This window comes from Rhodococcus sp. NPDC127527, from assembly GCF_042672245.1.
Lineage (GTDB): Bacteria > Actinomycetota > Actinomycetes > Mycobacteriales > Mycobacteriaceae > Rhodococcus_G.
This window is the reverse complement of record NZ_JBHXVP010000007.1, coordinates 164,995-182,233: the sequence shown is the minus strand read 5'-3', so window position 1 is coordinate 182,233 and position 17,239 is coordinate 164,995. Positions and strand designations below refer to the sequence as shown.

Genomic DNA, 17,239 nt, shown 5'->3' with positions numbered 1-17,239 from the left:
GTCTTACCTTCCTACCGCCGGATCCAGGTAGTCACCCGGATCACCAAGAGCCTCCAGAATATTCAACACCTCGCCGTGCACGCCCGGCGCCGCCGCCAGCACCGACTTCGAGCCGATGTGCCAGTCCCGCCCGGCCAGGTCGGTGACCACGCCGCCCGCCGCCCGGACCAGCGCCACCCCCGGCGCGTTGTCCCAGGGGTGATAACCGAAGACCACCGACGCCCCCAGCGCGCCCGCAGCGGTGAACGCGAGGTCCGCGCCCGTCGAGCCGTGCATCCGCAACCGCCGGCAGACCCGGCTCACCTCGGCCAGCGCCCGCACCCGGTAGGTGCCGGGGATGGGGCCGCGGCCGTCCACGTTGAAGGCCCCGAACCCGACCATCGCGTCCGACAGCTGCTGGCGGCGGAGCCGGGGCAGTTCCTCCCCGTTGCAGAGCAACGGCCCGTCGACGCTCGCCGCGTAGCGGCGGTCCATCATCGGCAGCCAGGTCAGTCCGAGGACCGGCCTGCCCTCGTCCAGCAGTGCCAACAGGATGCCCGCGGTCGGCAGACCCGACGAGTAGTTCAGGGTGCCGTCCACCGGGTCGAGCACCCACACGGTGCCGTCGGCCAGGTCGGGACCGCCGAACTCCTCGCCGTGCACCGGGATCCCGGTGAGCTGTTCGAGTTCGCCGGTGATCCGACGTTCGAGCTCGAGGTCCACCTCGGTGGCGAAGTCCCTGGGCCCCTTGACCACCGCACTCGGCGCGCCGACCCCGGCGAGGAAGCGTTCCACCGCCCCGTCGAGGACGCCGCCCGCGATCGAGAGCAATTCACGCGGGTCGCGGGGCGGGCTCATCGCGGGACCTAGCCCGCGACCGCGGTGAGGGCCTCGGGCAGGGTGAAGCGACCCGCGTACAGCGCCTTGCCGATGATCGACCCCTCGACGCCCTGGTCGACCAGGCCGGCGATCGCCACCAGGTCGTCGAGGCTGGAGATGCCGCCGGACGCGACGACCGGCGCGTCCGTGGCGGCGCAGACCTGGCTCAGCAGTTCGAGATTGGGCCCGGTGAGGGTGCCGTCCTTGCTGACGTCGGTGACGACGTAACGCGCGCACCCGTCGCGGTCGAGGCGTGCGAGGGTCTCGAAGAGGTCGCCGCCCTCGGTGACCCAGCCGCGACCGCGCAGCTGGTAACGGCCGTCGACGTTGCGCACGTCCAGTCCGACGGCGATCTTGTCGCCGAAACGGGCAATGGCGCTGGCGCACCACTCGGGGTTCTCGATGGCGGCGGTGCCGAGGTTGACTCGGGCGCAGCCGGTCGCGAGCGCGGCCTCGAGCGAGGCGTCGTCGCGGATGCCGCCGGACAGCTCGACCTTGACGTCGAGCTCGCCGATGACGCCGGCCAGCATCTCGTGGTTGGATCCACGCCCGAACGCGGCGTCGAGGTCGACCAGGTGCACCCACTCGGCGCCGGCGTTCTGCCACGCGAGGGCCGCGTCGCGGGGCGATCCGTAGTTGGTCTCGCTCCCTGCCTCCCCCTGAACGAGGCGAACAGCTTCACCGTTGGCGACATCTACAGCAGGCAAAAGGACCAGGCTCACTGCGCCAACCCTAGTGGGTCAGTGCTCCGGGCCGGTGTCCGGGTCGGGCTCGCGGGCGGGCTCGGGACCCGCGTCCGCATCGTCGAACGCCCGCCGGGTCATCCGGGTGGAGACCGCTCCCATCGCGGCGATCGCCCCGGCCACCCCGACGAGCACGATGACCAGCCCGACCACCGGCGACGGACGCAGTGCGGCCACCGCGGCCGCCGCGACGACCAGCACCGCGGCCGCCGCGCCGAGCGAGTACAGGGCCAGGCGGCCGTAGGAGAATCCGCGCCGCGGCGCGGTCACAGGCTGCGAACCCAGTTCTCGAGCAGCGCGGCACCCGCGTCGCCCGACTTCTCGGGGTGGAACTGGGTCGCCGACAGGGGGCCGTTCTCGATCGCGGCGAGGAAGGGACCACCGTGGTCCGCCCAGGTCAGCTTCGGCGGCGCGATCAGCTCCGACTCCGCCAGTTCCCACTTCTGCACGCCGTAGGAGTGCACGAAGTAGTACCGGGTGTCCCGGTCGAGTCCCGCGAACAGCACGCTGTCCTCGGGCGCCTGCAGCGTGTTCCAGCCCATGTGCGGCAGGACCTCCGCCTGCAGCTTCTCTACGGTGCCGGGCCATTCGCCGCAGCCGTCGGCCTCCACCCCGTGCTCGACGCCCCGCTCGAACATGATCTGCATGCCGACACAGATGCCGAGCACCGGGCGGCCGCCTGCGAGTCGCTGGCCGATGATCCGCTCCCCGCGCACCGACCGCAGGCCCTGCATGCAGGCGGCGAACGCGCCGACACCGGGCACGACCAGACCGTCCGCGGCCAGCGCCGCCTTGGGATCGGCGGTCACCTCGACGTCGGCTCCGACGCGTGCGAGCGCCCGCATCGCCGAGTGCAGGTTCCCTGAGCCGTAATCGAGCAGAGCAACGGAGGTCATGACTGAACTCTATCGGCCCGCCGCGACGCGGCCGGAATCCTCCAGCCCAGCGCGAGGGGAACCACCGCCGCGACCCCGACCGCACCGACCACGAACACCGCCGGGTACCCGGCGACGCCTGCGACCACTCCCAGTGCGAGCGCCCCGATTCCGGTGCCCGCGTCGTAGCTGATGTTCCACGCCGCGCTGGCGGCACCGAGGCGCGCCGGGCCCGCCGAGGTGAACAGCGTCACCAGCGCCTCGTTCTGGACCGCGCCGAAGCCGGCACCGAAGAGGATCGATCCGGCCAGCAACAGCGCCACGCTTCCGTCGCCCGCGACGGCGGCCGCATACATGGCCGCGCCGGCCGCGCAGCAAGCCAACGCGGGGGCCATGATTCGGCCGACCCCGATCCGGTCGACCAGCAGACCCGCACCGTAGCGGCCGACGAGGATCGCACCGCTGACGAACGCGAGGGCGACGCCGGCCACCGCCGCGCGGTCCTCGACCGCGATGGGCAGCAGGCTCGACGCCCCGCCGTACACGGACGCTGCCATCAGCATCGCCAGGCACGGAACGAGCAACAGCCGCACCGGAAGCCGACCTCGCGGACCGTCCGGACCGGCCGCGTGCCGGATCGACGGCAACGCCACGACGGCGACGATCGCGAGCAACGGCACCAACGCACCGAGCACGAAGACCAGATCCTCGTGCCCGCGGCCGAAGAGCGCCAAACCCACAGGCAGCGCGATCATCTGACCGGTGGCGATCGCGATGCCCTGGGCACCGGTGGCCCGACCGAGCAACTCCTTCGGCGCGAGTTCCGCGACCAGCGCACTGCCCGCCACCGTCAGCAGCCCGAAGCCGACACCCCGGACGGCCGACACGGCGAGCGCGGGTCCGGCCGCGGTGGACACCAGGAACGCGAACGCCGGCGCACCGAGCAGCAGGCAGCCGACGGCGAGAACGGTGCGGTACCCCCACGAGCGAAGCAGTCGCGGCGTGACGAACTGGGTGGCGACCGTGGTCGCCATGAACACCGCCGTCGCGGCGCCGGCCAACGCGGCGGACCCACCGGCCTCGGAGATCGCCAGCGGCACCACCGGCAGCAGCAGCGACCAGCCACCGAAGGCGGTGAAGCCCATCGTCATCGCCACCGGCATGCCGCGCGTGCGCAGCAGGCTGGGCATCACACGAGCCGGAGCACGCCCGCGGCAGCCGCGATGATCGCCAATGCGACCAGCACGCCGGCGGCGAACTTGTTGACCTTCCACAGCGAGTAGGCGCCGCCGATCGCGAATCCGGCCAGCAGGAACAGCCCGTAGATCAGGAAGTCAGACATCGATCACAGTGCTCCTGGATTCGCTCCGCCGGCTCCGCTCACGTGCTCCTGGATTCGCTCCGCGGGCTCCGCTCACAGCACCCGGATTCGCTCCGCAGGCTCCGCTCACAGCACCCGGATTCGCTCCGCAGGCTCCGCTCACAGCGCACCCTTGGTCGACGGCACACCGCTCACCCTCGGGTCCGGCTCGACGGCCTCGCGCAACGCCCGGGCGACGGCCTTGAACTCGCCCTCGGTGATGTGGTGCTGATCGCGTCCGTACAGCACCCGCACGTGCAAGGCGATGCGCGCATTCGAGGCGATGGACTCGAACACGTGCCGGTTGATCACCGTCGCGTACGGGACACCGGGGTACCCGCCGATCACGGTGTGCAGCATGTGTTCCGGCTCGCCGGTGTGCACGCAGTAGGGCCGGCCGGAGACGTCGACGGCGGCGTGCACGAGCGACTCGTCCATCGGGATGTAGGCGTCGCCGAAGCGGCGGATGCCCTTCTTGTCCCCGAGCGCCTGACCGAGGGCCTGACCCAGCACGATCGAGGTGTCCTCGACGGTGTGGTGTGCCTCGATCTCGATGTCGCCCTCGGCCTTGACCGTCAGGTCGAAGCTGGCGTGCGCGCCGAGCGCGGTGAGCATGTGGTCGAAGAACGGGATGCCGGTGGAGACGTCGACGATGCCGGTGCCGTCGAGGTTGAGCTCGACGGAGATCGACGATTCCTTGGTGGTGCGCTCGACCTTCGCAATGCGGTCGGTCATCGGTTCCCTTCCGAGTTCGATGGCTCAGCGTTCCGCGTCGCCGTGGTCAGTTCGGCGGCCGCGATGGCGTCGCTGGCCGCGATGAAGGCGTCGTTCTCGGAGGCGAGTCCGACGGTGGCGCGCAGGAATCCGGGAATGCCCACGTCGCGGATCAGCACCCCGCGATCCAGGTAGGCCTGCCAGGCGCGGGCGCTGTCGGCGAACTCACCGAACAGGATGAAGTTCGCGTCCGACGGGATGACGTGGAACCCGGTGTCCGCCAGCGCCTTCGACACCCGCACCCGCTCCGCCGCGAGGGCGTGCACGCTGCCGAGCGTCTCGTCGGCGTGCCGCAGCGCGGCCCGCGCGGCGGCCTGGGTGACCACCGAGAGGTGGTACGGCAACCGCACCAGCAGCAGCGCCTCGACGAACGCCGGTGCGGCGGCGAGGTAGCCGAGCCGGCCACCGGCGAACGCGAACGCCTTGCTCATGGTCCGCGAGACCACCAGCTTGGTCGGGTACTCGTCGATCAGGGTCAGCGCGCTCGGTGCGTCGGAGAACTCGGCGTATGCCTCGTCGACGATCACCACGCCCGGTGCCGCGTCGAGGATCCGGCGCAGCGACGCGACCGGGATGCTGTGCCCGGTCGGATTGTTGGGGCTGGTGATGAACACGACGTCGGGCCGCCGGTCGGCGATCGCGGCGACGGCCGTGTCCACGTCGAGGGCGAAGTCGGCGCCGCGCAGCACCGGCAGCCAGGTGGTGTCGGTGCCGTCGGAGATGATCGGGTGCATCGAGTACGACGGGACGAAACCCATTGCGGTGCGGCCGGGTCCGGCGAAGGCCTGCAGCAGCTGCTGCAGGATCTCGTTGGAGCCGTTGGCCGCCCACACGTTGTCGACGGTGACCGGCACCCCGGTCTGGCGGGTCAGGTACGCCGCGAGGTCGGTGCGCAGCGCGACGGCGTCGCGGTCCGGGTAACGGTGCAGCTCGCGCGCCGCCTCACGAACCGACTCGGCGACGTCGTCGACCAGCGCCTGGGTCGGCGGGTGCGGGTTCTCGTTGGTGTTGAGCTGCACCGGAACGGTCAACTGCGGGGCGCCGTAGGCCGACTTGCCGCGCAGGTTCTCCCGCAGCGGCAGGTCGTCGACCGTCACCGCCGCGCCGGGCACGGCGCTCACCGCAAGGCCTCGAAGCGCAGCCGCACGGCCTCCCCGTGCGCGGGCAGGTCCTCGGCGTTCGCCAGGGTGATGACGTGTCCCGAGACGTCCTTCAGCGCCGCCTCCGAGTAGTCGACGACGTGGATGCCGCGCAGGAAGGTCTGCACGCTCAGTCCGGACGAGTGCCGGGCACATCCCGCGGTGGGCAGGACGTGGTTCGAGCCGGCGCAGTAGTCGCCGAGGCTGACCGGCGACCAGGCCCCGACGAAGATCGCGCCCGCGCTGCGGACCCGTGAGGCGACCTCGGCCGCGTCCTCGGTCTGGATCTCGAGGTGCTCGGCGGCGTACGCGTTGACCACACGCAGGCCGTCCTCCACGGACGAGACGAGCACCGTCCCGGACTGGCTGCCCGCCAGCGCCGTCGCGACCCGCTCGCGGTGCTTGGTCAGCTCGAGCTGAGCGGTGAGGGCCTCGTCCACCGCGTCCGCGAGCTCCACGCTGGTGGTGACCAGCACGGAGGCCGCCATCACGTCGTGCTCGGCCTGACTGATCAGATCGGCGGCGACGTGCACGGGGTCTGCGGTGTGGTCGGCGAGGATCGCGATCTCGGTGGGGCCGGCCTCGGCGTCGATGCCGACCAGCCCACGGCACAGCCGCTTGGCCGCGGTGACGTAGATGTTGCCCGGGCCGGTGATCAGGTCCACGGGCGCCAGTTCCGCGCCGTCGGTGTCGGTGCCGCCGTAGGCGAGCAGGGCCACGCCCTGGCCGCCGCCGACCGCCCACACCTCGTCGACACCGAGCAGCTGCGCGGCCGCGAGGATGGTCGGGTGCGGCAGACCACCGAACGCGGCCTGCGGCGGGGACGCGACGACCAGCGAGCCGACGCCCGCGGTCTGCGCGGGCACCACGTTCATCACGACGGACGAGGGGTAGACGGCGTTGCCGCCGGGCACGTACAGCCCGACCCGCTCGACCGGCACCCAGCGCTCGGTGACGGTGCCGCCGGGCACGACCTCGGTGACGGTGTCGGTGCGCCGCTGGTCGGCGTGCACCTTGCGGGTGCGTTCGATCGCGACCTCGAGCGCCGTGCGGACCGCCGGGTCGAGCTCGTCGAGGGCGCGCGCCAGCTCGGCGGCGGGCACCCGCACCGTGTCGGGCCGGACGCCGTCGAATTTCTCGCCGTACTCGAGCGCCGCCTCGGCGCCACGGTCCCGGACCGCCTCGACCATCGGGCGCACCTGATGCAGCACCGCGTCCACGTCCACTCCACCTCGGGGCAGAGCCGACCGGAGTTCGGCGAGGGTGGGTGTTCGACCGCGCAGATCCACGCGGGCGAGCTCGGTGCGGGCAGGCATGAGGGTCCCTTCGAAAGGATGGGTTTGCATCGATTATCCAGGATAGTTGCTAGCCATTTTCGCCAACCGCCCGTGCGGCGCGTCCGCGGCCGGTCACAGGTGGCGCCGCGCCCTCGTCCCGACGCGCGCTCAGGGCAACGGCGGGAAGTTGACGAGGTCGCCGTCGAGCGGAAGCTGGTCCGTTCGTTCGCCGGCGTTCGGCCCCCGCACCAGGCTGTCGGTGGCGGTCGAGCCGACGAACGTGAAGCGATCGATTTCGTAGGGCACGTTGTCACCGGACAACGGCACCGGTGCGCGGGTCACGTGAAAATGCAGGTGGGCCTCGGAGGTGTTGCCCGAGTTGCCGAGTCGACCGATCACCTGTCCGCGGGCGACCCGGTCGCCGACCCCCACCGACGCCGACTTCGGGATCATGTGGGCGTAGAACGCGTAGTTGCCGTCGCCGATGTCGATGATGACGTAGTTGCCGCCCAGTTGATCGAGGGCGATGTCGGCCGGCACGTGCCCCGGGGGCTCTTCCTGCCGGTCGGACACCACCGCCACGACCGTCCCGTCGGCCACCGCGAGCAGCGGCGCGTCGTAGGCCAGGTAGTCCGCGTTGTTCGATCGATCACCACGGACCGTCGTCAGCGGGGTGGCGTCCGGGTCCATGCGCAGCCAGTCGACGGCATAGCGCTCGCTGCCGTTGATCCTGCCGCCGACCGCCATCATCGCCCCGCGGTGCGAGGTGACCACGCAGCACCCGTTGCCCGCCACCCAGTCGTCACCGGCGAGCGGCGGCCCGATGACCACCGGCGCTCTGGTGCTCGTGGTGACGGCCCCACCGATCTGGGTGACGGTGTCCGGATACTTGGCGGCGATGGCCGCGTCCGGAGCGGAGGCAGCGCCGAACACGGCGGTCAGGCGATGGGTCACCGCGGCCGGGACGTCGGCGCGGGTCTCGTACACGTCGTCGAGCACCAGCAGCGCCGTACGCCCCACCGGGATCTCGGTGAACGGCGCCGAGGCGTAGTTCTGGAACAGGATCGACCGCGCCAGCACCTCCTCCTTCGCCAGACTCGCCACCACGGCCCCGTCCGGTCCGCCGACCAGGGTGTCGACCCGCGTGACGGTGGCCGGGCGTGGCGAGGAGTTGAGGACCGCGATCTCGTAGGCCACGTGAACCTTGCCGTCGGTCCCGGTGACGGGGATCGGATCCGGCCCGACGGTCGTGACGACCAGCGGAGCCACCACGTCGACGTCGAGCGGGTACCCGGGCGGGATGCCGCCCCGGCCGTCGTCGGCCGGCGTGGACGGAGGCGGCGGTCCGGCGGAATCGACGGACGACGAGCACGCGGCCACCAGTGCCAGGCACGTCAGGCCGACGAACCAGCCGGTGCGGCGACCCGGACGGCGCCCGATGGGGATCGGATTCGTCATGGCGAACTCCGTAGCGGACCCTTGCGGTGTGCATCGGCCCAATTGCGTCGACTCTATTCACCGACTGCGGATGTCGGGTCCGATATCGGACAGCGGACCGCCCTGCCTTGCCGAGGGACACCGCAGGCCTTCTGTCGCAGGCTCTCGTGTGCCTACGCTGACGGGGTGGTACGCGATATCACCCGGCGCGGCCCCCGCGCCGCACGATTCGCCCTGGCAGTTGCCGCGGCAGTCGTGCTGCCGTTCGCGTGCACGCATCCCGTCCACGCCGACCCGGTCATCGCCAGCGGACGATTGCTGGCCGATGCGACATCCGCGAACGGCTCGTACGTCGAGCGGGTGACTGTCGATGACACCCGGTCCCTGGTGCTCTTCGTGCATTCGGGTTCGATGAACCGGACGGTCCCGGTTCAGGTGCAACGACCGGCCGACACCAGCCGCCCGCGTCCGGTGCTGTACCTGCTCAACGGCGGCGGTGGCGGCCAGGACGGGGACACCTGGGCGGCCAGGACCGACGTACTCACGTTCCTGGCCGACAAGAACGTCAACGTGGTCACGCCGATCGGCGGCGCGTGGAGCTACTACACGGACTGGCAGCGACCCGATCCGGTGCTCGGGGTGAACAAGTGGAAGACCTTCCTTACTCAGGAGCTCCCACCCCTTGTCGACGCAGGACTCGGAACCAGCGGTAGGAACGCGATCGCCGGACTCTCGACCTCGGCGACCGCCGCCCTCGCGCTGCCCATAGCCGCGCCCGGCCTCTACCGAAGCGCGGCGTCCTTCAGCGGGTGCGCCCAGACGAGCGACCCGATCGGCATGCGCGCGGTCCGGCTGTCCGTCGAAACCTGGGGCGGCGGCAACACCGACAACATGTACGGTCCGCCGGACGACCCCATGTGGGCGGCGAACGACCCCTACCTACACGCCGACCAACTGCGCGGGGTCGCGCTGTACATCTCCACCGGAACCGGCCTGCCCGGTTCGCACGATCAGCTCGACGGCCCGTACGCACTGCCGGGCGTGTCCGGCCTGGAGAATCAGCTCGTGGTCGGCGGCGTGATCGAAGCGGCCACGAACTACTGCACTCACATCCTGGCGGACCGACTGTCCCGGCTCGGGATCCCCGCGCGGGTCAACTTCCGCGACACCGGGACCCATTCCTGGGGCTACTGGCGCGACGACCTCAAGGACTCCTGGCCGACGCTGGCCGCGCCGCTGGCGATCCCTGGCTGATCGGCGATCGCTGTACAGCCTCCGCGGCGCGGAGGAGAATTTTCACCGTACCGATCTCACCCATAGGGAATCTGGCGAAGGTATCATGCGCACACTCATTCATGCCGTCATCAGCTTGATCGCCGTGGTGATGGTCGTCTTGTGGGCAGCGGGAACCGCATCCGCAGAAGTGACGGTCACGTACACCACGACGGGGTCCGTCGTCACCGCCAAGGTGCAGGGTGTCGCCGCAAACGACGTCTGTCACCTGCAGCTGACCCAGGGCTCGACGGTGTACAAGTCCGCATCCGCGTCCGGCCCGGAGAACAACGGTGAGACGTTCTACACCTTGACCGTGGACGTCACCGGCCTGGCCGACGGCAAATATGTCGCCAAGGTCGCGTGCGACATCGGCACGAACGGACAGTACCTCCCGAAGAATGCGCAGGTGATCACCGTGACCGGCGGGCAATGCGAGCCGATGAGCGCGCCGCTGCGCAACGCGAACAGCTGCAACCAGGGGGGCGGCATGGGCAACGGCGGAAACGGCGGCATGTCCGGGCTGTCCGGCCAGAACCAGACCGGGATCACCCTCGATGACCCGATCGGCGCTCTCGGACAGATCCTCTCGACCCTGCTGAGGTAGGCACCGCGATGAGCCGACAGACGCGGGCCGTCTGGACCGCCATCGCCGCGGTCGCGGCAGCAGCGGTGTTCCTGACACCGATCACCGCGACGGCGGCTCCCCGCATCGAATCCGGGCCAGCGCTGGTGACCCAGGCGTCGGGGATGGCCAAGACGACCACTACGACGCAGGTGTACACCAGGAGCGTCGGCGGGGCACCCGACGCGAACGGCGCGACGATCCAGGCGACCGCGATGGTGACACCCGCACCACTGCGCGGCACGGTGCAGTTCACGGCCGTCAACGTCGACACCGGCGCTACCGAGGCCACCTCGGCACCGATGCGAGTCTCCGGCGGAGAGGCCGTATGGGTGGTCACGTTGCCCGACGGCTACCACAGGGTCTGGGCCGCGTACAGCGGCAGCGAGGACGACAGCCCCTCGACCGGATCGGACACCTTCCAGACCCAGCACCAGGTCAACCCACCGACCCAGCGCGGCCAGGACTGCCTCTTCGGGTCGCTCTGCTTCTGACGGCCGCGCCCGCCGCCCACAAGACGAGCGTTGTCACGCACGCGACCGGCACCCAGTCGCCGAACCGGGCGTAGGGCGTCCGGCCCGACGTCGGCGTCACGTCGACGACCAACGACCCCGACTGCGAGGCCGGCAGCCATCCGAGCAGGCGGCCGCGGGCATCGTAGGCGGCCGAGACCCCGCTCAGCGCGGCGACCGCGACGGGCCTGCCGGTCTCGGCGGCCCGGACCGCGCCCATGCTCGTCAGCTGCGCCGGACCCGCGCTGTCCTGGAAGGTGGCGGTCGAGGTCTGGTAGACCAGCAGCGCCGCACCGTCGTCGGCGAGCCGGCACGCCAGGTCCGGGAACGTCAGTTCGAACGAGATCAACGGTCCGAAACGGATTCCCGCCGCCGACATGAGCACGAGGTGGTGGCCGGGAACCCGGTTCTCCCCCGCCGCGGCGGTGATCCGGCTCAGCCAGCCGAGTCGGTCCCGGAACGGGACGTACTCGCCGAACGGGACGAGCCGGGTCTTGCGGTAGGTCGCGACGATCCCGTGCGGGTCGATCAGGGTCGCGGTCTTCGAGATCGCGCCGGTGTCGCCGCTGCGCGCGTCGACGCTCACCAGCACATCGGCGCCGACGGATCCCGACAGCGCGGCGAGCCGGGCGAGGACCTCGGGGTGCTCGCCCAGATCCTCGTCGACACTGCTCTCGCCCCACGCCACGAGCCCGACCCGACCCGCGACCGCCCGGGTCAACTCCTCTTCCCGGGAGAGCACGTCGCCGTGCCCGATTCCCGGTTGGATCAGCGCCACCCGCACCCCGGCCACGGCCGACGGCGGCGGCGGCGGAGAGCTCGAGTACCAGAGGGGTCCCGAGACGAGCGCGACCACCACCGCGGTCGCCCCGATCCCCCGCGCCCTCCCCCGCGCCAGCACCAGCACTGCGACGCCGGTGTTCGCCGCGACGATCGCGACACCAACGAGCCACGCACCGCCCACCGCGGCGAGGCCGAGCATGCTCGGATGCCGCCACTGGGTCGCCGCGAGCAGCGACCAGGGACCACCGAGCCACTGCCAGGAGCGGACCGCCTCGACCACGACCCAACCGGCGGGCACGCCGAGCACCGCGACGGCGGCCCTGCCAGCGGTGACGTTGCCCCGCAACAGGATCCACGCAAGGGCTCCCCACCCGGCCCACAGCAGGGCGAGCAGTCCGACCGCGAGCGGGAAGAAGTAGAGCAGATTCGGCACCAGCCAGTACTGGGTGGCGGCGAGGAACCCGACGCCTGCGAGCCAACCGAGCAGCGCCGCCTGCCCGGCCGTCTCCGCACTCGCCAACAGCAGCAGGACCGGGACGAGCAGCACCCAGGCGAGCCACCCGAGGTTCGGCGGGGGGAAGGCGAGCGCAGGCGCGGCGCCGGCGAGCAGCGCGCCCGCCCGGCGGGTCCATCGCGACTTTCCCAGTGCGGCAACCGGTTCGCTGCCATCCGAGCCGACCACGACGAGACCTGTCAGGCCTCCGCGGGCTCGAGGGCCGCCTTCGGCCCGGGCTCGGACACCACCGGGTCGCCGGTGGCGGCGCGGACGAACTCACCGATCCGGGCGATCGCGCGACCGGCCTCGGGCACCAGGTCGGCGGCGGCGTGGAACACGTGCACCTGCCGGTCCCACACCTCGAGCGTCACCGGCACGCCCGCGGCGCCGAGCCGTTGGGCCATCAGTTCCGCGTCCGGGTAGAGCATCTCGGTGGACCCGACCTGGATCAGCACCGGCGGCAGCCCGGTCAGGACGCTGTCGACCGGACTACGCGGCCGCCCGATCAGGTCGCCCACTGCCCGACGATCCACCCGATCCGCGATCTCGGCCAGCGCGACGATCACCGACCGGGGAATCAGCGGGCAGTGGTCGGCGCCGGGACTGGCGAGCTTGCCTGCCGGGTCCAGATCGGTCAGCGGCGAGAGCGCGACCAGGGCCGCCGGCCTCGGGAGCCCCAGCTCGGCGGCGGCGAGCGCCGTCATGAAGGTGAGGTACCCGCCCGCCGAGTCGCCCGCGATCACGATGCGGTTCGGGTCGTATCCGCGGTCGAGCAGCCACCGGTAGCCGGCCACCCCGTCGGCGACCGCGGCGGCGATGGGATGCCGCGGCAGCATGCGGTAGTCCACGCTGAGCACGCCTGCCCCGACCGCAGCAGCGACCCGCGACGCGAGCCTGCGGTGGGTGTTGAGCCCGCAGGTCAGGAACCCGCCCCCGTGCAGGTAGAGCACGGCGCGTTCGCCCCCGCCTGCCGCGGGCGTCCACTCGGCGTCGCATTCGTCCAGACGCACCCGCTGACTGCGCGCGCCCCTGGTCGGCGGCAGGAATCGGGCGGCGTAGTCCAGCAGGCCCGCCGGCCAGAGTGGACTGGGGCAGTGTCCCCACGCCCCGAGCACCGGCTTGACGGTGTGGCGCAGCGCGCCGGCGAGGAGCTGGGACCGCAGACTGGCACCGGGGATGAACTGGGGCTCGACGGCGACCGACAATTGCGGCGCGCGAGCGCCGACTGACCCCTTCCTGGTCGAGGACCCTGTCTTGGGCCGCGGCGCAGCCACGCGGCGGACGGTCCGCTTCGACGGCGATGGATTGGTTGCCATCTCGAGCTCCCGGCGGGTGTTGCAGACATCACTGCCGAAAGTTCAGGGGCAGTCGAATCATGGTACGTGACGCAGAACACATTTACGAGCCTGTAACAAACGAATCGCGCCCGGTCGTCCGCTGGACAGCCTTTCCGGACGCTGGTGGCAGCCGCGTACGGACGGGCCTACCGTTGAACTGAGGGTCGACGTGATCGTGGGAGTCGAGATGGCCGCGTTCGGCGTGGTGGCGGTGCTGCTGGGCCTGCTGCTCATCCTGGTGGAGGCGCACACCCCCACCTCGGGCGTGCTCGGCGGTATCGCGGTGCTCTCGATCGGCGCGGGCGTGTGGATGCTGTTCCTCTCCGGCGGCGCGGGCCAGGTGGTCGCGGTGCCGGTGACGCTCGGGGTCGCCGGGATCGGACTCGGCGTCGCCGCGGTCGCGAGCCGGAAGGTCGTCGCCGCGCGCCGGGCGCCGGTACGCGGCGGACCGCAGTCGCTGGTGGGCACCCACGCGACCGTCAGCAGCTGGTCCGGTCCCGTCGGCCAGGTACGCGCCGACGGCGGGCTGTGGTCGGCCCGCATCGAGTTCGGCTACCCCGACGACCCCGCACCCACCGCCGGCGAGTCGGTGGTCGTGGAGGGCGTGCACGGGCTGACGCTGACCGTCCGTCGATCGGAACCCTGGGAGGTGCCGCCGTGACCATTCTGATCGCGCTGGTCGTCGTCCTCGTCATCCTCGCGCTGGTGGTTCCGGGGACCGCAGTGCGAGTGCTGCGCGAGTACGAGCGTGCGGTCGTCTTCCGGCTCGGTCGGGTGCTCGAGGTCAAGGGGCCCGGCCTGGTGCTGTTGATCCCCGCCGTCGATCGGATGGTCCGCGTCGGCCTGCGTACGGTGACGCTGAACGTCCCGGTGCAGGAGATCATCACGCGCGACAACGTGCCCGCCCGGGTGACCGCGGTCGCCTACTTCCGGGTGCTGGACGCCAACCGCGCGGTGGTCGAGGTGGAGGACTTCCTCGCGGCGACCACCCAGATCGCCCAGACCACCCTGCGCTCGGTGCTGGGCAAGGCCGAGCTCGACACCCTGCTCGCGGACCGCGACCGCCTCAACGACGACCTGCAGAAGGTGATCGACCAGCAGACCGAACCGTGGGGCGTCAAGGTCACCACCGTGGAGATCAAGGACGTCGAGATCCCCGAGAACATGCAGCGCGCGATCGCCCGCCAGGCCGAGGCCGAACGCGAGCGACGCGCGAAGATCATCAACGCCGAGGGCGAGTTCCAGGCATCCGCGAAGCTTGCCGAGGCCGCCGACGTGATCAGCCGGAACCCGACCACCCTCCAACTGCGCTACCTGCAGACGCTCCGGGAGGTCGGCGGCGAGCACAACTCCACGGTGATCTTCCCGCTGCCGATCGACCTGATCCGGCCGTTCCTCGACCCTCCGGTACCCGTCACCGGGCGACCGGCACCGGAGCGTGCGGCAGGTCAGGACCCGTCGGGAAGCACGAACTCGCCCTGATCGCCGAAGTCGACCTGCCGCCGAGCATTGGCGAGGGCACTGACGACGCAGGTGCCGATCGGTCCCCGGCGGTCGTACATCGTGGTGGTGCCGACCGCGACGCCGTCGGCGCTGATGTGGTCGTCCGCCTCGAGCCCGATCTCGGCGCCCTCGGGCAGCCGGGCCAGCACCAGCGTCATGTCGACGTTGATGAACCCGATGCCGTCGGTGCCCCAGTTGGTCATCAGGCTGGTCGGTTCGCCCGCCATCGCGGCCCGCACGAACGGGGACGGGGCCTCGCCGTCGACCACCGAAGGATGCTGCGCCCACATGCGTTTGCGGCTCGCGCCCTGGTGTTCCAACATCGAGTGGGACCAGCCGTCGGGGTGGTCGTCGCTGCCGAAGAACGGCGGCGCCGGTTCACCCGTGGCGATGTGCGCCGGCGGCGGCGACGGCCGGTGCTCGCGAGTCCACACCCGCCCCGGCGGCTGCTCCGAGGGGCGCAGGAACACCGCGGTCGCGCGTGCGACCGTGTCCCCGTCCTGCAGGAGTTCGGCGTCGGCGACCCGGATGCGGTTACCGTCCCGGACCGCGGTGGTGCGGGTGGTCAACGGCCGGGTCCGGGCCGGCGCGAACAGGTCGACGGTGAGCCGTGCGGGCACGAATCCGCCTCCGCCGTGCCCCTTTTCGAGGGCACGGGCGACGAGTCCGCACAGTGCCACACCGCTGACCATGTCCGGCGACCACCGGCTGATCGCGAAACCCTGGGCGAGGTGCCCGTCAGGTGTGGAGGTGAAGAACGCGAGCGGGTCGGTCACGGCGAGGCCCTTTCGTACGGTGTCAGGTCCATGATCACCGGCCCACGACGAAAGAGTTAACTGATTCGGCGGCGCGCCGTGTGAGTTTCGCCATACCGTGCGCGGCGGCCGACTACCCTGCCGATCGTGGCCCGATCCGTTCGTCTCCTCGCCCGGCTCGTGACCGCGCTGTGCACGATCACGGCGGCGGCCGCGCTCGTGACGCCCTCCCCCGCACAAGCGACACGGGCGCCGTCCCCGCTCGGTCCGGACTTCGAGTGGGGTGTGGCGACGTCGGGGTTCCAGGCCGAAGGTCCACCCCCGGACAGCAATTGGTCGCGCTACATCGCGGCGGGCAGGACACACGACCCCTACGGCTCGGGCCCGGACTTCCGGCACCGCTACGCCGAGGACATCGCCGACGCCGCGGCCATGGGCGTCGGCGTGTTCCGCTTCTCCGTCGAATGGGCGCGCGTGCAGCCCGCCCCCGGCGTGTGGGACGAGACCGAGTTCGCCTACTACGACGACGTGGTCCGCCAGATCCGCGCCCACGGCATGAAACCGATGATCACCCTCGACCACTTCGTCTATCCCGGCTGGATCGCCGACCGCGGGGGCTGGGGCAACGACGAGACCGTCGGGCTCTGGCTGGCCAACGCGCAGCACGTCATCGCCCGCTACGCCGGTGTCGGCGCCGACTGGATCACCATCAACGAGCCGACCGCGTTCGCGCTCAAGGAACTGACCTTCGGCGGTATCGGCGCTGTCGGGGTCCCGCTGATGATGGACCGACTCGTGCGCGCGCACCGCGGCGCCTACGACATCGTCCACCGGCTCGATCCCGGCGCCCGGGTGTCGAGCAACGTCTCCTACATTCCCGCCGTCGAGGGCGTGCTGGACGCCACCTTCGCCGACCGGGTCCGCGACAAGCTCGACTTCATCGGGGTGGACTACTACTACGGCGTCTCGCTCGACAACCTGACCGCCGCGAACGCGGTCGGCGACGCCTTCTACGACATCACACCGCAACCGGACGGCATCTACCACGCGGTGATGCACTACGCCCAGCGCTACCCCGAACTGCCGATCTACATCGTCGAGAACGGCATGCCGACCGACAACGCGAGGCCGCGGGCGGACGGCTACACCCGGTCCGACCACCTGCGCGACCACGTCTACTGGCTGACGCGGGCACGGGCCGACGGCGCCGACGTGATCGGATACAACTACTGGTCGATCACCGACAACTACGAGTGGGGCAGCTACCGGAACCGGTTCGGCCTCTACACCGTCGACGTGCTCACCGACCCGACACTCACCCGCAGGCCCACCGACGCCGTCGCCACCTACCGCGACGTGATCGCCGCGGGTGGCGTCGCCGCCGACTACCAGCCGGTGATGCGGCAGTCGGTGTGCTCGCTGGTGAACCCGCCACAGAGCTGTCTGAACCCGCCGCGCCCGGGAGCACCGACCGGGTCCGCCGGCAGCTGAGC

General features: G+C 71.2%; 19 protein-coding genes. 6 read left to right on the top strand and 13 right to left on the bottom strand.

The genetic code is table 11. From position 1 onward, the window contains the following. Positions 1-3 precede the first annotated feature (3 nt). From ACFVH2_RS14365 to ACFVH2_RS14320, 10 genes are all read right to left on the bottom strand, one after another. Positions 4-837 (bottom strand): inositol monophosphatase family protein, encoded by an 834-nt coding sequence (locus ACFVH2_RS14365; RefSeq protein WP_378424894.1) that lies wholly within the window; start codon positions 835-837, stop codon positions 4-6. 8 nt (positions 838-845) lie between these two features. Beyond that, on the bottom strand, positions 846-1,580 hold the full coding sequence (gene priA / locus ACFVH2_RS14360; protein ID WP_378424896.1) for a bifunctional 1-(5-phosphoribosyl)-5-((5-phosphoribosylamino)methylideneamino)imidazole-4-carboxamide isomerase/phosphoribosylanthranilate isomerase PriA: 735 nt from the start codon (positions 1,578-1,580) through the stop codon (positions 846-848). 18 nt (positions 1,581-1,598) lie between these two features. Next, complete coding sequence (locus ACFVH2_RS14355; protein ID WP_378424898.1) at positions 1,599-1,871, bottom strand: hypothetical protein; 273 nt, start codon at positions 1,869-1,871, stop codon at positions 1,599-1,601. After that, positions 1,868-2,497 (bottom strand): imidazole glycerol phosphate synthase subunit HisH, encoded by a 630-nt coding sequence (gene hisH, locus ACFVH2_RS14350; protein WP_378424900.1) that lies wholly within the window; start codon positions 2,495-2,497, stop codon positions 1,868-1,870. Before hisH ends, ACFVH2_RS14355 begins: the two co-directional genes overlap by 4 nt. Continuing rightward, positions 2,494-3,666 carry an MFS transporter gene (locus ACFVH2_RS14345; RefSeq protein WP_378424903.1) on the bottom strand — a complete coding sequence of 391 codons (1,173 nt, stop codon included), beginning with the start codon at positions 3,664-3,666 and terminating at the stop codon, positions 2,494-2,496. The genes hisH and ACFVH2_RS14345 overlap by 4 nt, the downstream gene beginning before the upstream one ends. Continuing rightward, positions 3,666-3,818, bottom strand: coding sequence for a hypothetical protein (locus ACFVH2_RS14340; protein ID WP_378424905.1), 153 nt, complete (start codon positions 3,816-3,818; stop codon positions 3,666-3,668). Before ACFVH2_RS14340 ends, ACFVH2_RS14345 begins: the two co-directional genes overlap by 1 nt. Positions 3,819-3,956: 138 nt before the next feature. Beyond that, the gene (hisB, locus tag ACFVH2_RS14335; RefSeq protein WP_378424907.1) at positions 3,957-4,571 is read right to left on the bottom strand and encodes an imidazoleglycerol-phosphate dehydratase HisB; all 615 of its coding nucleotides are present in this window, start codon (positions 4,569-4,571) and stop codon (positions 3,957-3,959) included. Then, a complete protein-coding gene (locus tag ACFVH2_RS14330) occupies positions 4,568-5,731 on the bottom strand; it encodes a histidinol-phosphate transaminase (protein WP_378424909.1) in 1,164 nt (387 codons plus the stop codon). Before ACFVH2_RS14330 ends, hisB begins: the two co-directional genes overlap by 4 nt. Beyond that, complete coding sequence (hisD, locus tag ACFVH2_RS14325) at positions 5,728-7,065, bottom strand: histidinol dehydrogenase (RefSeq protein ID WP_378424911.1); 1,338 nt, start codon at positions 7,063-7,065, stop codon at positions 5,728-5,730. Before hisD ends, ACFVH2_RS14330 begins: the two co-directional genes overlap by 4 nt. Before the next feature lie 129 nt (positions 7,066-7,194). Then, positions 7,195-8,484, bottom strand: coding sequence for a M23 family metallopeptidase (locus ACFVH2_RS14320; protein ID WP_378424913.1), 1,290 nt, complete (start codon positions 8,482-8,484; stop codon positions 7,195-7,197). Positions 8,485-8,649: 165 nt separating this feature from the next. On the opposite strand from ACFVH2_RS14320, the gene ACFVH2_RS14315 reads away from it, so the two are divergent. From ACFVH2_RS14315 to ACFVH2_RS14305, 3 genes are all read left to right on the top strand, one after another. Further along, positions 8,650-9,717, top strand: coding sequence for an alpha/beta hydrolase (locus tag ACFVH2_RS14315; protein WP_378424914.1), 1,068 nt, complete (start codon positions 8,650-8,652; stop codon positions 9,715-9,717). An 85-nt stretch (positions 9,718-9,802) separates the two neighbouring features. After that, positions 9,803-10,342, top strand: coding sequence for a hypothetical protein (locus ACFVH2_RS14310; RefSeq protein WP_378424916.1), 540 nt, complete (start codon positions 9,803-9,805; stop codon positions 10,340-10,342). Between the two features lie 8 nt (positions 10,343-10,350). Beyond that, positions 10,351-10,854: an Ig-like domain-containing protein gene (locus tag ACFVH2_RS14305; RefSeq protein ID WP_378424918.1), complete on the top strand. Its 504-nt coding sequence runs from the start codon at positions 10,351-10,353 to the stop codon at positions 10,852-10,854. Here the strand turns inward: ACFVH2_RS14305 and lnt are convergent. Beyond that, complete coding sequence (gene lnt, locus ACFVH2_RS14300) at positions 10,799-12,337, bottom strand: apolipoprotein N-acyltransferase (protein WP_378424920.1); 1,539 nt, start codon at positions 12,335-12,337, stop codon at positions 10,799-10,801. The genes ACFVH2_RS14305 and lnt overlap by 56 nt on opposite strands. A gap of 11 nt (positions 12,338-12,348) precedes the next feature. Further along, positions 12,349-13,467 carry an alpha/beta hydrolase gene (locus tag ACFVH2_RS14295; protein WP_378424921.1) on the bottom strand — a complete coding sequence of 373 codons (1,119 nt, stop codon included), beginning with the start codon at positions 13,465-13,467 and terminating at the stop codon, positions 12,349-12,351. Positions 13,468-13,675: 208 nt separating this feature from the next. On the opposite strand from ACFVH2_RS14295, the gene ACFVH2_RS14290 reads away from it, so the two are divergent. Together ACFVH2_RS14290 and ACFVH2_RS14285 are read left to right on the top strand one after the other, a co-directional pair. Then, positions 13,676-14,149, top strand: coding sequence for an NfeD family protein (locus tag ACFVH2_RS14290; RefSeq protein WP_378425004.1), 474 nt, complete (start codon positions 13,676-13,678; stop codon positions 14,147-14,149). Further along, the gene (locus tag ACFVH2_RS14285) at positions 14,146-14,970 is read left to right on the top strand and encodes a slipin family protein (protein WP_378424922.1); all 825 of its coding nucleotides are present in this window, start codon (positions 14,146-14,148) and stop codon (positions 14,968-14,970) included. Before ACFVH2_RS14290 ends, ACFVH2_RS14285 begins: the two co-directional genes overlap by 4 nt. On the opposite strand, the gene ACFVH2_RS14280 is transcribed toward ACFVH2_RS14285, so the two are convergent. Next, positions 14,937-15,767: an acyl-CoA thioesterase domain-containing protein gene (locus tag ACFVH2_RS14280; RefSeq protein WP_378424924.1), complete on the bottom strand. Its 831-nt coding sequence runs from the start codon at positions 15,765-15,767 to the stop codon at positions 14,937-14,939. The genes ACFVH2_RS14285 and ACFVH2_RS14280 overlap by 34 nt on opposite strands. A 177-nt stretch (positions 15,768-15,944) precedes the next feature. Between ACFVH2_RS14280 and ACFVH2_RS14275 the strand changes: the two genes are divergently transcribed. Continuing rightward, positions 15,945-17,237, top strand: coding sequence for a family 1 glycosylhydrolase (locus tag ACFVH2_RS14275; RefSeq protein ID WP_378425006.1), 1,293 nt, complete (start codon positions 15,945-15,947; stop codon positions 17,235-17,237). The last annotated feature ends 2 nt before the right edge of the window (positions 17,238-17,239 follow it).

Coding starts and splice junctions, on each gene's coding strand:
- ACFVH2_RS14365 (WP_378424894.1), bottom strand. CDS start 837: ATGAGCCCGCCCCGCGACCCGCGTGAATTGCTCTCGATCGCGGGCGGC.
- hisH (WP_378424900.1), bottom strand. CDS start 2,497: ATGACCTCCGTTGCTCTGCTCGATTACGGCTCAGGGAACCTGCACTCG.
- ACFVH2_RS14345 (WP_378424903.1), bottom strand. CDS start 3,666: ATGCCCAGCCTGCTGCGCACGCGCGGCATGCCGGTGGCGATGACGATG.
- ACFVH2_RS14340 (WP_378424905.1), bottom strand. CDS start 3,818: ATGTCTGACTTCCTGATCTACGGGCTGTTCCTGCTGGCCGGATTCGCG.
- hisB (WP_378424907.1), bottom strand. CDS start 4,571: ATGACCGACCGCATTGCGAAGGTCGAGCGCACCACCAAGGAATCGTCG.
- hisD (WP_378424911.1), bottom strand. CDS start 7,065: ATGCCTGCCCGCACCGAGCTCGCCCGCGTGGATCTGCGCGGTCGAACA.
- ACFVH2_RS14320 (WP_378424913.1), bottom strand. CDS start 8,484: ATGACGAATCCGATCCCCATCGGGCGCCGTCCGGGTCGCCGCACCGGC.
- ACFVH2_RS14310 (WP_378424916.1), top strand. CDS start 9,803: ATGCGCACACTCATTCATGCCGTCATCAGCTTGATCGCCGTGGTGATG.
- ACFVH2_RS14305 (WP_378424918.1), top strand. CDS start 10,351: ATGAGCCGACAGACGCGGGCCGTCTGGACCGCCATCGCCGCGGTCGCG.
- ACFVH2_RS14295 (WP_378424921.1), bottom strand. CDS start 13,467: ATGGCAACCAATCCATCGCCGTCGAAGCGGACCGTCCGCCGCGTGGCT.
- ACFVH2_RS14290 (WP_378425004.1), top strand. CDS start 13,676: ATGGCCGCGTTCGGCGTGGTGGCGGTGCTGCTGGGCCTGCTGCTCATC.